A 14670-nucleotide genomic window follows, 5' to 3' on the forward strand; every position below is an offset into this window, starting at 1 on the left:
AGGGGCTTAGGCCCCTTTTTTATTTTTCTTACTAGTCTCTTCAACGGTTTGAATCACCGTGGGAACAAATTTGCTTTTTGTGAAAATCTGCCCATTAGCAAAATCAACTAATATCTCTTCGTAAGCCAATGGCAGGATGATTTTACCAGCTTCATCTATGATACCCGTAAGTCCATCTTTTTGAGCTACAATGAAATTCTTTCGCTCTCTTCGTAGTGCTTCAAACTCTGCAGGAATGACAACTGTACCTTCGCTGTCGAGAAGCCCAGTTTTACCTGCCTGCTCTATCATGTAATATCCGTCATTCGTTCGGTAAATATCGTCAAAGCCATTAGTATTCACTGGAGAGCCGAAAGTGTTCAAAAGGAAATATTTGCTATTTGCTTTTGCTATCGCAAATCCTTTCTGAAAAGGCTTGATCTCTTCCCATGTCGGGTCGGATATTAGCTCGCCGGTGGAATTGATCAATCCCCAGTTTAAGCTTGATTTATATGCCGCAATATTCTCCGAGAATACTGTTGTTTCTACATACTGAGGTTTGATGACCCAAGTTCCGGTGGAATTCACGAAACCATATGCACCGTTAGATTTTGCCGCAAAGAGACCTTCATTGCCCAGCTTAATTTCTTCTACCTCAAGCATTGGCTGCACCAACCAGCCCTTTTTTCCAAGTAAACCCATTTTGTTGTCACGAAAATAGACGTTGTACAAGTCTTTGCCGATTTTCTCTACTTTCGTCATTCCCACATCATCAAGCAAAATCCCATCATCCTCCATCACTCGACGAAGTTTGCCATGAATGTATTCCAGCATGATGTCATTTTCGAATGTGATTTTGTGAAATGAATTGTATCGGATGTTGGACTTGATGTCATTTCCTTCGATTAACAAATACTGCGATTCATCAAAACCGTAATAAAAATTACCATGGGTGTGCTCTAGTGTGTCAATTACTGGATCTAATACATAATCACCTTCTCTATTGATCAAGCCAAACCCACTTTCCTCTTTAGCTAAAACAAATTCTCCATCATTTGCTTTGAGAAGTTCGAAGGCCTTGTCAGGGTTTGATGATAAGGGCAAAGAGTACTCGTTACCTTTGCGTGTGATAATTAAGCCGGTTTTGGTGATTATTGCCTCATCCAATTCCCCTAAATAAGTGGTTCTGTTGTTTCCTCGCTCAAACAACCAATACTCATTTCCTTTGCTTGCTAAAAGCATGTTGAAATAGGTCTGGATTTTTTCATACTCCAATGGCAAAACTTGCTGTCCATATTCATGGAATGCTCCGATTCCTTTTGGCCCTTTGACAAGAATCCAAGGCTCTAAATATTGATATACTTCAGTTCCTACTAAAGAAACGGCAGGCCTCAAATCATTGGAAAGCAAAGAAAGTTCGCTCCCTTTTTTGCCAATTTTCACAGTCTCACTTAGCAGTTCTATCTCATCATAAATCAAGCGTGACTGAAGTTGAATATTGGTGTTATAAACCTCCCAGGATTGAGAATGAGCTGCCTCAGAAATAAAAAATGTGGAAAGTAAACATACGAGTAGCGTAAAATTTTTATGCATTTAGGTATCGGTTATTCGGAATGGTCCTAAAGTTAAAATGACCAAAGGTTTGATTCAATCCTTTGGTCATTTTTATTAGTGATTGTAGTGCAAGCTACTCAGTTTTAATTTTTTCTAGATCAAACAGATCGGATAAGATTTGAATCATTTCCTCAGCTTGATCACGCTGGCAAGCTGCACGAAGTTGTACCACTGGCACTTTAAGGACCTTCTGCATCATGCTTTTTGTGATTTTGTCAATCACCGCATATTCCTTTTTATCCGCATTTTTCATAAATCTCGCCATTTCCTCCTGACGGATTTGCTCCAATGACTGCTTGAGCTTATTGATAGTAGGAGAAGCGATCATTTCTTTTTTCCAATCAAAAAACTCCTTAATTGTTTCTTCAATGATCTCTTCCACCTTAGGAACAGAGGCAAGTCGTTTCTCAAGTGTTTCCGAAGCTTTGCTTCTGATGTTATCTACATTATATAGTATTACGCCAGGAACGTCCTCAACGGATGTTTCTATACTTCTCGGTACAGATAGGTCTACGAATAATTTGTAGCTATTGATCTGGAATTTCTTCACCAATTCCTTAGTGATAAATGGCTCAGAACGTTGAATAGATGAAACGATCACGTCAGCTTCTTCCATTGCTTCCAAACAATTCTCAAAAGGAACGACTTCGAAGCCCATTTCTGCAGCAATAGGTTCTGCTTTGGATAAAGTCCTATTGGTAATTTTGATTTTTGCAGATGGGAGATGAACCATGTTTTTGGCTACATCTTCACCGATTTCGCCGACACCGATCAAAAGAATTCTTGGCTCGAAGGTATTTGAGGTCAAGCTTTCTATGAGTTCAATTGCAGCATAGGACAAAGAAGCAGCTCCATCTCTGAAGGCAGTTTCTTGGACGATTCGCTTATTGGTGAAAAAGACCGTATGCATCAACCTATGCAAGAAAGGACCAGTCATATTCAGATCAGCAGAAGCCTGATAAGCTCTTTTGACCTGGTTGGAAATCTGAATGTCACCTACTACCTGTGCCTCCAGACCCATTGAAACTCTAAACAAATGCCGGATAGCGGCTTTGTCATCATTGATGATCTCAAAGTACTCGAGGTAATTAACGATGTCAACTAGTCCTTTTTCCAGGCCAATCAATTTAATTATCTCGATGCTAATGTCTTGATCATGGGTGTAATAAACTTCTGTCCTATTGCAGGTAGAAAGTATCAATGCGTCATTTAGGTTGAAAAAGTCTTTGATTTTCAGTAAGATACCATGTACTGCCTTTTCGTCCAAAGAAATGATTTCTCTGATCTGAACAGGGGCATTTTTGTGGGATAAACTGAGTGCTCTAAAATTGACTTGCATCATTGGTAAGCTTGGACTGCAAATTTAACAGACAAAGCCACGAGAAGTGCCATTTTGGGCAAGGATCTCTTAATTTGGAATTTGTCTAAATAGTATTTTCAATCTGACAGTGCAATGGTAGCAGGTATTGATTTACTAATCAAATACTATTAACTTATGTCTTATTGATAGCGTCTATCATTTTTTTTGAAATACCTATGAGAGCTAGATTTTTTTATTGGCTGAAAATATACTTGGGCTTTTCCCGACAGGAATCCAAAGGTTTCGTTTTGCTCATCCCTTTTTTGCTTCTTTTGGTAGGGGCAAAAGTTGTAGTAAAAGAAGTAAGAAAATCAAAAGCCGAGAACTTTCATGTTCAGTATTTGGCGACTATTGATAGCCTCGAGAGTGCTGGAGTGTTCCTAGTTAGTTCGCATTTTGCTGTTTTCAATCCTCAGGATACAATTATTAAGAGGTCAAATGAGAAGCAGCTCGAAAACCTCAATCGTATCCCTTTTGCAGAAGCTGACTCGGTATTATTGCAGATAGTGCCAGGCATTGGGCAAAGCACAGCGAGTAGGATAGTGAAGTTCAGGGAAAATCTGGGTGGACTTCATAGTAAAAATCAGCTATTAGAAGTGTATGGACTAAAGCCAGAAACAATCGATGCCATCTGGGAATATTTTGATTTCACTCCTACTATTTTTAGAAAAGTCAAAATCAATCAAGTGGAAGTGGAGGAACTAGCAAAGCATCCGTATGTAAGCTATTCCGAAGCAAAGGTTTTGATAGCCTACAAAAAGCAACATGGAAGCTATCAAAGTTCTGATGATTTTTTGAAAATCAGAATTTTCAAGCAGGAATGGATAGATAAATTTTCTCCTTATCTGGATTTTGAATAGATCTTTAATTCTCCTTTTCCCAACTGAGCGATTTTCCCCATCTTTGATCCATGGATTCTAATCTGGATCAAGTCCAATTACCCCAACTAAATCTTCCCCATTTCGAACCCCAACTTCTAGAGAAGGAAGGTCGTCTTTGGATATTTGATTCGCTTCGCAAAAAGCATTTGGTATTGACTCCCGAAGAATGGGTTCGCCAGCATTGGATCAATTTCCTAATCAACCAATTGAAATTCCCCAAAGGGCTTTTGGCTCTTGAAAAAGGATTGCTTTACAATAAGCTAATCAAAAGAACTGATTTGGTCGTCTGGGATAAAAATGGGAATCCTTATTTGCTGATTGAGTGCAAAGCTCCTAAAGTGAAGTTGACTCAAAAAACGATAGAGCAGGCCTGCATGTATCATAAGGAATTGAAAACCCCTTTTTTGGTCATTACTAATGGGCTGCAACACATTTGTCTTAGCTTTGACTCGGTTCGGGAGAAGTTTACTCAGGAGAAAAGTTTTCCCGAACCTCCCGTTTAAATCGGATGTTGTAAATTTGACTCTGAGATTTTCTCGATTTCACAGGTTATCACCCTCATTCATTATGTCCAAGACTTCTTCCTCTCTTCCTTGTGATCTCTGTGCCAGCCGGAAATTCTCCATGTTTTCCGAACTAACGGAGGAGCAAGCCTGCACTATTTCTGACAATAAAAACATGATTTCTCATCGGAAGGGGCAAGTTCTTTATTACGAAGGAGCCAAGCCGCTTGGGGTTTATTGTGTGAATTCCGGCGTGATCAAGGTTTTTAAGACTGCTTCAAATGGAAAGGAACAGATTATTAGTTTGGTGAAGAAAGGCGGCCTTTTGGGCTACACGGCCTTGCTTGGGGAAGTAAATTACACGAATTCTGCGACTGTAATTGAAGATGCTAAAATCTGTTTTATCCCAAAGGAATCGTTTCTAAAAACCATTCTGAGCAGTGGGCCTTTTTTTAAAAGACTGACGAAAGCCCTCAGTCATGAGATTGGTGTGATGGAGGAGAAATTGGTGGATGCTTCGCAAAAGAGTATTCGTGAGCGACTGGCTTACCTGCTTTTACAACTTGCCAATTCCTATGGGTTGGATGGAGAAGAACATCAGAAAATAGATTTGGTGTTGAGCAGGGAGGAGATTGCGAGTTTAATTGGTACGGCGACAGAGTCTGTGATTAGATTGCTCTCCGAATTCAAGAAGGATAAACTTATTGAGTTGAAAGGAAAGAAGATCATTATTTTGGATAAGGATGGCTTGGTAAAGCTTTCGGATTTTTATGCTTAGGTTGAACATGTCAAGGGACTTTAGGGTTGAACAAGTATGAATCCCACTCTCTCTAGAAATGTATTTTCTCTGATCATTGCGTTGATGCTGGTGCATCTTTCGTCCGATGCAAATGCCCAATCAGTTGCTTATAAAACCCTTCTTTCTACACTTTATGATTCTGATTTTCCAGTTTTAAAACCAGATCAGGTAACTGACTTGACAAAGTATCAAGTCCTCGATACCCGAGAAAAGGTAGAATTTGCTGTTAGTCATCTGAAGGGTGCAAACTGGGTTGGGTATGATACTTTTACGATGAAAAATGTGGCCAAACTGGATAAAAATAAGCCGGTTTTGGTCTATTGCACGGTGGGTGCGCGATCACAGGAAATAGGTAAAAAGCTAAAAGAAGCAGGTTTTAAACAGGTTTATAATCTTTATGGAGGATTGATCGAATGGGCAAATGAAGAAAAACCAATTTTCCACGAAGGATCTCCGACAAATCAAGTGCATACCTATTCCAAATCCTGGGGAATCTGGCTGAATAAGGGTGAAAAGGTTTATTAATTACCATTTTTGGTCTTGTATACGACCAATTCCAAGTTCATTACATCTTTATTTTGACTAGGATCGTAAATCATCCTAAACACAACCCGATGAAAAATAGCAGACTAAATCTCATTCTTTTCCTTTCAATTTTCCTCCTAAGTTGCCAAAGTTCAGTTCCAGGAATGGCAGCAACCACACCTCCGAGCCACAAAACTTGGAATGAATTACTAAAGGCAAATGTCAGCGCTGATGGAACAGTAAATTACAAAGGGTTCATTAAAGAAAAAGCCAAGCTAGAGGCCTATTTGAAAAGCCTAAGTGAAAATGCTCCGGATCGTAAAACATGGTCAAAAAATGAGCAATTGGCTTATTGGATCAATGCATACAATGGCTTTACTGTGAAGTTGATCGTGGATAATTATCCTGTGGCAAGTATAAAAGACCTTGGTCCAGCATTGAAAATCCCGCTGATCAAAGATGTATGGCACTACAAGTTTTTCAAAATAGGAGGTCAGGAATCCAGCTTGGACGAGATTGAGCATTCTATTTTGAGAAAGGAATTTGAAGAACCTCGAATCCATTTTGCGATTAATTGCGCGTCAGTTTCCTGTCCGCCTTTGTTAAATGAAGCGTTCGAAGCCGAGACCATCGATGCCCAATTGGATAAGGTGGCAAAAGGTTTTATTAATGACTCCTCCAGAAATAAAATCACCCCAAATTCCATTCAGATTTCTTCAATTTTCTCTTGGTTCAAAGGCGATTTCACGAAGAATGGAAGCCTAATTGACTTTTTGAATAAGTATAGTAAAGTCAAAATTAAGCCAGATGCAAAAGTGTCACATTTGGATTATGATTGGAATCTGAACGAATAGAACCAAGTTTTTGGTAAATTTCAAATTGAGTCTTATTTCAACCCCCACCCAATGAGTTCAAATCGCCATGTGGTCATCATAGGCAATGGAATAGCAGGAATTACCTGTGCTCGCCAGCTAAGGAAGCTCGATGATTCGGTCAGGATTACCGTGATTTCAGGTGAATCGAAGTACTTTTTCTCAAGAACTGCCTTGATGTATGTGTATATGGGACACATGAAATTTGAGCACACTCAGCCATACGAGAATTGGTTTTGGGAGAAAAATAGGATTGAGCTAAAAGAAGCTTGGGTGAAATCAATAGACTTCTCTGCTAAGAATCTACATTTCAAATCTGGTGAAAACCTGAATTATGATGAGCTTGTGATTGCTACAGGTTCTAAACCTAACAAATTTGGCTGGCCGGGTGAGGATCTTCAGGGAGTGCAGGGTTTGTATTCCAAGCAGGATTTGGAGCTGATGGAAGAAAACACCCAATCTGGTGTTGAACGCGCGGTAATCGTAGGAGGTGGATTGATCGGTATTGAAATGGCAGAAATGCTGGCTTACAAGAAAATACCAGTGACTTTTCTGGTGCGAGAAGCTTCCTTTTGGAATAACATACTTCCAAAGGAGGAAGCTGAATTGGTTGGGCGGCATATTCGGGAGCATCATATTGATCTTAGACTAAATGAGGAATTAGACGAGATTATCTCTGATCCAAATGCCCGGGTGAAAGCAATCAGAACCAAATCAGGAGAAGAAATCCAATGTCAGTTTGTTGGATTGACTGCCGGTGTCACTCCAAGTATTGACTTTCTTAGAAATACAGAACTGGAAGTGAATCGAGGAGTGAAAGTCGATTTTGGCTTTCAAACCAACATTCCAAATGTGTATTCCATCGGTGATTGCGCAGAGTTCCATGAAGCTCCGGCTGCAGACCGCAAGCCTGTGGAGCAGGTTTGGTACACGGGCAGAATGCATGGAGAAACATTGGGCTACATTTTGGCAGGTGAAAAAGTCACATACCAGCCTGGAATTTGGTTTAATTCAGCCAAATTTCTGGATATAGAATACCAGACCTACGGCACAGTCCCTGCGAAATGGGATTCCGAAAATGTAAAATCTTTTTATTGGGAGCACGCAGGAGGGAAGGTTTCTTTCAGAATGCTAATGGATTTGGATGGGAAGATATTGGGAGTAAATAATTTCGGTTTTAGACTTAGACATGAGTTTTTTGATCAGGCTATTAGAGAAAAGTGGGATGGAGATAAGGTGATTTCCAAACTTGATAAAGCCAATTTCGATCCTGAGTTTTTCGCGCCTCATTATATAGAAATTCAAAAGGTTTTTAAAGACAAATTCGGAGGAAATGTCAAAGTTTCCAAAAAGTCATTTATTCAAAAACTATTCGGAGCAAGCGTATGAAGGTGATTCAAAGTTTAGGTGTTCTATTGTTTTTGGTAGGCTTGGCGTTCTTTACTGTGATGCCTTTTTTGGGAGATTACACACTCACTGAAGATCAAGTTTTAGGCAATACAAAGGATATTCATCAGAAGAAAATGGCTGAGATTCTTTCGCCTATGTATAGTGAGACTTATTCATCCAATTTCTCATTTCTTTCTGCCTACAATGAAAATTTTAATGAATATAATGAAGCTCTAAAAGCTGAATCCAAGTGGGATGAAGTGATCTGGGACGATTATAGTTTGCCTCTAGCGCAAAGTTCTTTAAGTAGCCCTGTGAGGGATAATCCATGGCTTTTCTTAGGATTATCAATCGGACTTGCGGTTTTAGGTGGCTTGATGTACAATTTACCAAAGTATCAAGGAGAACCATCAGGAATCAAAAACAACGGGATTTTCCATTCTTCCATGAAAAACCGTGGCTGGATGGGAAAGATTACTGGCGCTTATTTGATTCTTTTCTATATCATATTGTATTGGTTTCCAGCTTATATAGTAAACCAAGTTTGGATGGTAACCCCACTCAGCATGATCCTAAGTGGTAATCCCGCCAGCCAATGGTTTCTTTACGGCACGATTTATACGCTGGCAATCATTGTGATGGGAGTGCGGATGTTCCGCAAGTATCGAGGCAATAAATATCAACAACTACGCACTGCTTCAGTGATGTTCTTTCAGACTGCCTTTGCTTTTCTAATCCCAGAAATCCTCGTTTTACTCAATCAACCCTATTTCGATTTCAAAAATATCTGGCCGCTTGATTACGATTTTTTCTACGATTATCAGATTGATACTTTTTTGAGTTCTGGCGGAGTAGGGATGTTTATGTTGATTTGGGGAATTTTACTCATTGTAATTGGCGTACCAACTTTCACTTATTTCTTTGGTAAAAGATGGTATTGCTCCTGGGTTTGCGGCTGTGGAGGATTAGCAGAAACTGTGGGCGATCCTTATCGTCAGCTTTCCGATAAATCTCTAAAAGCATGGAAATATGAGCGGGTAATAATCCACAGTGTGTTGGTTTTGGCGGTGGTAATGACTGCTTTGACCATTGCTAATTACTTTTCTGGGTTTGCCCTATTGGGGAACGCTACGAACCAATTACATTCGTTTTATGGTTTCGCGATTGGTTCAGTCTTCGCCGGGGTAGTTGGTACAGGGTTTTATCCATTCATGGGTAACCGTGTTTGGTGTAGATTTGGATGTCCTCTGGCTGCCTATTTAGGCTTGGTTCAACGTTTCAAATCCAGATTCAGAATCACTACCAATGGTGGTCAGTGTATATCCTGCGGAAATTGCTCAACGCATTGCGAAATGGGAATTGATGTCCGCTGGTATGCGCAGCGTGGACAGGAAATCGTGAGATCCAGTTGTGTAGGATGCGGGGTTTGTTCTTCAGTTTGCCCGCGTGGAGTGCTGAAGTTAGAGAACGGTCCGGAAGAAAATAGAATCAACGAAATGCCAATAATCATTGGAAATGATTCCATCAAGATAAATGCGTAAATGATCTTCTTATATATTTTGATTGGGATTTATGCCCTGGGAATGCTGTTTGTTTTCCTTTACAGCCTTGCTCAAGGGCATTTGCTTTTGAGCTTCCTTCGCTCAAAAAAGTATATGGGGAACGTGTCTCATCCTGTCCCTGTATCTTGGCCAAAAGTCACCATCCAACTTCCTGTTTACAACGAATTATATGTTGTGGAACGTTTGATAGAGGCAGTTGCAAAAATGAATTACCCTTCAAAGTTGCTTGAGATTCAAGTGTTGGATGACAGCACGGATCAGACAGCAGAGTTAATTCAGAAGAAAATACTCGAGTTTCCAGAACTCGATTTCAAATACATCCATCGAACTGATCGAACCGGCTTTAAAGCGGGAGCTTTGAAGGAAGGTCTCGCCAAAGCAAGCGGTGAGTTTATCGCGATTTTTGATGCGGATTTCGTTCCTGACCCCGATTTTTTGTTGAAAACTATTCCTTATTTCTCTTCAGATAAAGTTGGTATGGTGCAGACGCGCTGGACACATTTGAATAAAAATTATTCTCTATTAACGCGCTTGCAGGCATTTGCTTTGGACGCTCATTTTCTAATTGAGCAGATAGGGAGAAATAGCCAACATGCCTTTATCAATTTTAATGGTACTGGAGGTGTTTGGCGGAAGTCCTGTATCATCGATGCAGGAGACTGGCAAGACGATACACTGACAGAAGATTTAGATTTGAGTTATCGCGCGCAGCGCAAAGGCTGGGAGTTTGTGTACCGACCAGAAATCGAATCTCCTGCCGAGCTTCCTCCGATTATGTCGGCCGTTAAGTCTCAGCAGTTCCGCTGGACCAAAGGAGGAGCTGAGTGTGCTTCAAAGCATGCAAAGGCAGTTTTGAGTCAAGATTTTCCAGTTGGAATCAAGATTCATGCAATGGCTCATTTGTTTAATAGCAGTATTTTCATTGCTATTCTTCTGGTCAGCTTGAGTAGTATTGGTGTGTGGTGGGCTGGAATGCTGGGAATGATTTCCGCCAATCTATTTAGACTTGCGGGTATATTCATGATAGGTTTTGTGATTATTGCTGGAGTTTATTTGGTTTCTTATTTCTATGAAAAACGTAGCTTTTGGAGAAGCCTGATTCAAGCCATTTACATGTTGCCATTATTTCTTTCAGTTTCTATGGGCTTGGCTTTGCACAATGCGCAGGCAGTTTGGGAAGGTCTTACCGGAAAAAAATCACCCTTTATCCGCACACCAAAATTCAATCTCGAAAGTGGTTCTGGCTTAGCAACTAATCGCTATATCAAGTTTAAAATTCCCGCAACTACCTGGATGGAAGGAATCTTAATGCTGGTCTTCTCAGTAATGGTTGGTCTCCATATTTATTGGGGCACGTTTGAGATGTTGCCTTTTCACCTGATGCTCTCGGTAGGCTATGGTCTAGTTTTCTTTTCTTCTTTCAAAGCCTACGGTTTTGGCAAATAATAGCTGATGCATAATCCTCCAATTATTGATGTAATCATTCCTGCCTACAATGAGGAAAAGTCTATTCCCAAGGTAATTGCTGAGATTCCATCCTTGGTGAGGAATATTGTAGTAGCAAATAATAACTCTACTGACAGAACTGGAGAAGTGGCTGAATCTGCTGGCGCAAAGGTGGTTTTCGAACCTCAGAAAGGCTATGGAAAAGCTTGTCTGACTGCGATGGATTGGATAAAAAAACAGGAGATTCAACCTGATATTGTCGTCTTTCTGGACGGGGATTACAGCGATTATCCCGAAGAGCTATTGGATTTGATTCAGCCGATTTTAGATCAAAAAGCAGATATGGTTATAGGTTCCAGAGCCCTAGGAGAGCGGGAATCAGGCTCAATGACTTTTCCGCAGGTATTTGGAAACTGGCTGGCTACGACAATGATGAAGTACATGCAAGGTGCAAAATTCTCGGATCTGGGGCCATTTCGGGCGATTGTTTGGTCCAAGTTACTGGACCTTAATATGATCGATCAAAACTTTGGTTGGACGATAGAAATGCAGATCAAAGCCCACAAAGCTGGGCTTCTTTACACAGAAGTGCCCGTAAATTACCGTAAGCGAATTGGGATATCTAAAGTTAGCGGAACGGTAAAAGGGGTGTTTGGAGCTGGGTATAAGATTATTTATACGATTTTTAAGTATTGGTGAGGTTAGACTATAGTAGCAAGACATAAGTATCAAGACTAGAGACTTGGTTATTAAGGCTTCAACTGGATTTTAGTAATTTTAGGAATATGAAAAATTTATTCATTCTTGGATTGGCTTTACTACTTTTCTCCTCCTGTAATTCCACAGGAAGAAAAGCGATAGATGAGGAGCAATTTGCTTCACATTGGTATCAGGGAAAGGCAGAGATAAATGTCTTTGACTTGACGCAAATGCGATATGGTGAAGAGCGGGATGGCAATGCGGTAATGATCTTTGTGACTGAGGACTTTTCCAAACGCAAGCAAGTGAAGGTGGATGATCCTTCTGCTGCAGGAAAGGGAGCTATAAAGGTGATGAAGCTAAATATGACCCGTGATTTTGTGACTGGAGTATATCCTTATCAAACCATGTTGTCCGTTTTTACGCCAGTTTATGATGATTTGAACTCTCCTAAAATAACGGCTTCCGTGACTGAATGGTGCGGACAGTCCTTTGCTCAGCTCAACTGGAAAAACAATAAGTATAACATAAATTTATTCTCCTACTTCGAATCAGAGGGAGATCAGGAATTATCAATCAGCGCGATGGCGGAGGATGAGATTTTTAATTTGATCAGACTAAATCCCGACTTGGTGCCTACAGGACATAGGAAATTAATCCCAAGTTTGATTTTTAACCGCTTTACGCATATTCCTCTTGATGCCGAAAGCGCCGTAATCTCTAAGAGAAAAACGGGTGAGAATCAAGCTGAGGTCGAAGTGATCTATGAGGAAATTGGAAGAAGATTGGTGATCAACTATGTGGATACTTTTCCATACGAAATCATGTCCTGGAAGGAAACTTACACTAAAAAAGATGGCACTGAAGAAGTAACTACCGCAGTTCGGAAAAGTGTGCAAATGCTTGACTATTGGCGTAAAAATGGTCTTCAGGATGAATCGCTTCGCAAAGGTTTAGGACTTTGAACAAGCAGCTTAACAAGCGATTAATCCCATCGATTTGGCTGTCAATTACAGTCGGGTTTTTCTATTTGGCTTACTACATTCCAAGAGAAAATTTCTGGTTGACTTTCTCTTTTTACAGCTTCCTTTTCGGAGGAATGCTTGTTCTCTATTTTTTGAGCGCACAGCTGAAGTGGCAATGGATTTTTGTAGGGGGATTACTCATTCGCCTTTCCTTACTACTTGCCATTCCCAAGTGGTCTGATGATTATCCAAGATTTCTTTGGGATGGGGAATTGGTGAAGACGAGTCAAAATCCCTATTTGGAAACTCCTGAAACCTGGCTTCAAAATCATACAGAAGGTGCAAATCCTTATTTGGCTGATCTTTTTGAAGCGATGAATTCACCACAGTATTTTTCGGTTTATCCGCCTTTGAATCAGGCTGTATTTTATATCGCTGCTTGGGGCGCAAATTTTGATACAAAAACAGGAATTCTGATTTTAAGGGTAATCCTGATTTTAGGCGAGATTGGAGTTTTCTTTGGTTTACTCAAGCTGTTCGATCATTTTCAGCTTGTAGGAAAAAGGTTGATTCTTTATTGGCTAAATCCTTTGGTGATTATGGAAATCACAGGAAATCTTCATTTTGAAGGCTTGGTTCTTCTTCTTTTATTGGCCTCTGTTTATATGCTTCGAAAGAATAGAAATGCGCTTTCTGGAGGATATTGGGGCCTTTCGATTGGAATGAAGTTACTCCCGTTTATGTTGGTTCCTACTTTTTTCTCTTTTGAGAAAACCAGAAAGTCCAAGGCTTTTTGGGTGGGTTCAGCTATTGCGATTGTAGCCAGCTTTGCATGGCTATTAATCGATAATTCCTGGGTCCATTTTCTGCAAAGCTTGAAACTTTATCAAGGTAAATTTGAATTCAATGCCTCGATCTACTACCTGCTCCGGGAAGTTGGCTATTGGGTGAAAGGGTATAATGTCATCGGGGAACTGACACCGATTCTAAGTGGGATTACCTTAGTCGGAATTCTATACTTTTCTTGGAAAAGGAGACCTCAAGACCTTTTACAGCTTGTGGACCTTTGGGTATTGATATATTTGTTCTACCTGATTCTTCAGCCCGTAGTTCACCCTTGGTATCTCATTCCAGCTTTTGGTTTGAGTTTATTTACTGGTAAAAAAGCCTTTATGATTTGGACTTTCGCTGTGATATTTTCATACCAAGCCTATGGCGATCCCAACTACTTAGAAAGCCCAGTTTTTCTTTTCATAGAATATTCAATGCTAGCTCTGGCTATTTATTGGGATTATTTCAAAACAAACTCAAAATCGCTTTTACCTACATGAACTATAAATCTCTTCTCTCTCTACTCTTCTCTCTCTTCTTTTTCTCCTGCACCCAAAGCCCTGAAAAGCAGGCTCAGGAACTGGTAGAAAAGTCAATCGCAGCCCACCAACTTTCAAAGAATTGGGAGAATATTTCAAGCATTAAGTTTAAAAAAATGACTCGCTTGCTGGATGAATCAGGAACTGTGGAAAGTGAATCTGAACAGTGGGTAGAATTTCGCTTGAAGCCTTATTTTGAAGCCAAACTGACGTGGACAAAAGATAGTATACTTCATGTAGTCAATTTCAATGGAAGTAAGACAAGCTATCAAATGGGAGAAAATACCATTGAAAATGAGGGGTTTTTGAAAGCGAAAAGAGCTGAAATAGATGCGGCTTATTTTGCTTTTGCGCAGCCATGGACGCTCCTAGAGGAGAATACTAACCTCAGCTATGAAGGCCGGAAGACGTTGAAAGGCGGCAATTCCGTAGAGTCAATTCGGATGTCTTTTATGTCTGGATTAGATGAAAACTGGATTTATATTGATTCAGTCTCTGCAAATGTTGTTGCTCTAGAACAGCACACTGCCGGTAAAAAGAGGCTAATAGAAACAATTTCTTACGACGAGTCAACAGGTTTGCTATTGGCTAAGCAACAAAAAAACTATATGATAGATGAAGAAGGGAAAACTCAGTTTTTAGAAGCGGAGTATTTATATTCCGACTATCAGGTAACTTTTGAATAATTAAATCTTGCCCTATAAAA

General features: G+C 40.1%; 14 protein-coding genes. 12 read left to right on the top strand and 2 right to left on the bottom strand.

All coding sequences use genetic code 11. From position 1 onward, the window contains the following. Positions 1-6: 6 nt before the first annotated feature. The gene (locus tag AACZ87_RS00885) at positions 7-1572 is read right to left on the bottom strand and encodes a WG repeat-containing protein (protein WP_339863946.1); all 1566 of its coding nucleotides are present in this window, start codon (positions 1570-1572) and stop codon (positions 7-9) included. Between the two features lie 94 nt (positions 1573-1666). Further along, a complete protein-coding gene (hemA, locus tag AACZ87_RS00890; protein WP_339864521.1) occupies positions 1667-2932 on the bottom strand; it encodes a glutamyl-tRNA reductase in 1266 nt (421 codons plus the stop codon). A 197-nt stretch (positions 2933-3129) separates the two neighbouring features. Here hemA and AACZ87_RS00895 point away from each other — a divergent pair, with 197 nt between their 5' ends. The 12 genes from AACZ87_RS00895 to AACZ87_RS00950 all read left to right on the top strand — a co-directional run bounded on the left by AACZ87_RS00895 (position 3130) and on the right by AACZ87_RS00950 (position 14650). After that, positions 3130-3813, top strand: a complete 684-nt coding sequence (locus AACZ87_RS00895; RefSeq protein WP_339863948.1) for a helix-hairpin-helix domain-containing protein — start codon at positions 3130-3132, stop codon at positions 3811-3813. A gap of 50 nt (positions 3814-3863) precedes the next feature. Next, the gene (locus AACZ87_RS00900; RefSeq protein ID WP_339863950.1) at positions 3864-4337 is read left to right on the top strand and encodes a type I restriction enzyme HsdR N-terminal domain-containing protein; all 474 of its coding nucleotides are present in this window, start codon (positions 3864-3866) and stop codon (positions 4335-4337) included. A gap of 64 nt (positions 4338-4401) precedes the next feature. Beyond that, positions 4402-5115: a Crp/Fnr family transcriptional regulator gene (locus AACZ87_RS00905; protein ID WP_339863952.1), complete on the top strand. Its 714-nt coding sequence runs from the start codon at positions 4402-4404 to the stop codon at positions 5113-5115. A gap of 36 nt (positions 5116-5151) precedes the next feature. Beyond that, complete coding sequence (locus AACZ87_RS00910) at positions 5152-5661, top strand: rhodanese-like domain-containing protein (RefSeq protein WP_339863954.1); 510 nt, start codon at positions 5152-5154, stop codon at positions 5659-5661. 89 nt (positions 5662-5750) lie between these two features. Further along, positions 5751-6515 carry a DUF547 domain-containing protein gene (locus AACZ87_RS00915; protein ID WP_339863956.1) on the top strand — a complete coding sequence of 255 codons (765 nt, stop codon included), beginning with the start codon at positions 5751-5753 and terminating at the stop codon, positions 6513-6515. 51 nt (positions 6516-6566) lie between these two features. Continuing rightward, positions 6567-7922, top strand: a complete 1356-nt coding sequence (locus tag AACZ87_RS00920; RefSeq protein WP_339863957.1) for an FAD/NAD(P)-binding oxidoreductase — start codon at positions 6567-6569, stop codon at positions 7920-7922. Further along, positions 7919-9463, top strand: coding sequence for a 4Fe-4S binding protein (locus AACZ87_RS00925; RefSeq protein ID WP_339863959.1), 1545 nt, complete (start codon positions 7919-7921; stop codon positions 9461-9463). Before AACZ87_RS00920 ends, AACZ87_RS00925 begins: the two co-directional genes overlap by 4 nt. Then, positions 9464-10930, top strand: a complete 1467-nt coding sequence (locus AACZ87_RS00930) for a cellulose synthase family protein (RefSeq protein WP_339863961.1) — start codon at positions 9464-9466, stop codon at positions 10928-10930. 6 nt (positions 10931-10936) lie between these two features. Next, entirely contained in the window at positions 10937-11629 is a 693-nt protein-coding gene (locus AACZ87_RS00935; RefSeq protein ID WP_339863963.1) for a glycosyltransferase family 2 protein, read from the top strand. 86 nt (positions 11630-11715) lie between these two features. Next, entirely contained in the window at positions 11716-12594 is an 879-nt protein-coding gene (locus AACZ87_RS00940; RefSeq protein WP_339863965.1) for a hypothetical protein, read from the top strand. Further along, on the top strand, positions 12591-13925 hold the full coding sequence (locus tag AACZ87_RS00945; protein WP_339863967.1) for a glycosyltransferase 87 family protein: 1335 nt from the start codon (positions 12591-12593) through the stop codon (positions 13923-13925). Before AACZ87_RS00940 ends, AACZ87_RS00945 begins: the two co-directional genes overlap by 4 nt. Further along, on the top strand, positions 13922-14650 hold the full coding sequence (locus tag AACZ87_RS00950; RefSeq protein WP_339863969.1) for a hypothetical protein: 729 nt from the start codon (positions 13922-13924) through the stop codon (positions 14648-14650). The genes AACZ87_RS00945 and AACZ87_RS00950 overlap by 4 nt, the downstream gene beginning before the upstream one ends. Positions 14651-14670: the final 20 nt, after the last annotated feature.

This window comes from uncultured Algoriphagus sp. (genome assembly GCF_963974365.1).
Taxonomy (GTDB): Bacteria; Bacteroidota; Bacteroidia; order Cytophagales; family Cyclobacteriaceae; genus Algoriphagus.

Excerpts from the sequence above, each read along its gene's own strand:
- AACZ87_RS00900 (WP_339863950.1), top strand. The coding sequence starts at position 3,864 with ATGGATTCTAATCTGGATCAAGTCCAATTACCCCAACTAAATCTTCCC.
- AACZ87_RS00885 (WP_339863946.1), bottom strand. The coding sequence starts at position 1,572 with ATGCATAAAAATTTTACGCTACTCGTATGTTTACTTTCCACATTTTTT.
- AACZ87_RS00910 (WP_339863954.1), top strand. The coding sequence starts at position 5,152 with ATGAATCCCACTCTCTCTAGAAATGTATTTTCTCTGATCATTGCGTTG.
- AACZ87_RS00915 (WP_339863956.1), top strand. The coding sequence starts at position 5,751 with ATGAAAAATAGCAGACTAAATCTCATTCTTTTCCTTTCAATTTTCCTC.
- AACZ87_RS00950 (WP_339863969.1), top strand. The coding sequence starts at position 13,922 with ATGAACTATAAATCTCTTCTCTCTCTACTCTTCTCTCTCTTCTTTTTC.
- AACZ87_RS00940 (WP_339863965.1), top strand. The coding sequence starts at position 11,716 with ATGAAAAATTTATTCATTCTTGGATTGGCTTTACTACTTTTCTCCTCC.
- AACZ87_RS00895 (WP_339863948.1), top strand. The coding sequence starts at position 3,130 with ATGAGAGCTAGATTTTTTTATTGGCTGAAAATATACTTGGGCTTTTCC.
- hemA (WP_339864521.1), bottom strand. The coding sequence starts at position 2,932 with ATGCAAGTCAATTTTAGAGCACTCAGTTTATCCCACAAAAATGCCCCT.
- AACZ87_RS00935 (WP_339863963.1), top strand. The coding sequence starts at position 10,937 with ATGCATAATCCTCCAATTATTGATGTAATCATTCCTGCCTACAATGAG.
- AACZ87_RS00905 (WP_339863952.1), top strand. The coding sequence starts at position 4,402 with ATGTCCAAGACTTCTTCCTCTCTTCCTTGTGATCTCTGTGCCAGCCGG.
- AACZ87_RS00925 (WP_339863959.1), top strand. The coding sequence starts at position 7,919 with ATGAAGGTGATTCAAAGTTTAGGTGTTCTATTGTTTTTGGTAGGCTTG.
- AACZ87_RS00930 (WP_339863961.1), top strand. The coding sequence starts at position 9,464 with ATGATCTTCTTATATATTTTGATTGGGATTTATGCCCTGGGAATGCTG.
- AACZ87_RS00920 (WP_339863957.1), top strand. The coding sequence starts at position 6,567 with ATGAGTTCAAATCGCCATGTGGTCATCATAGGCAATGGAATAGCAGGA.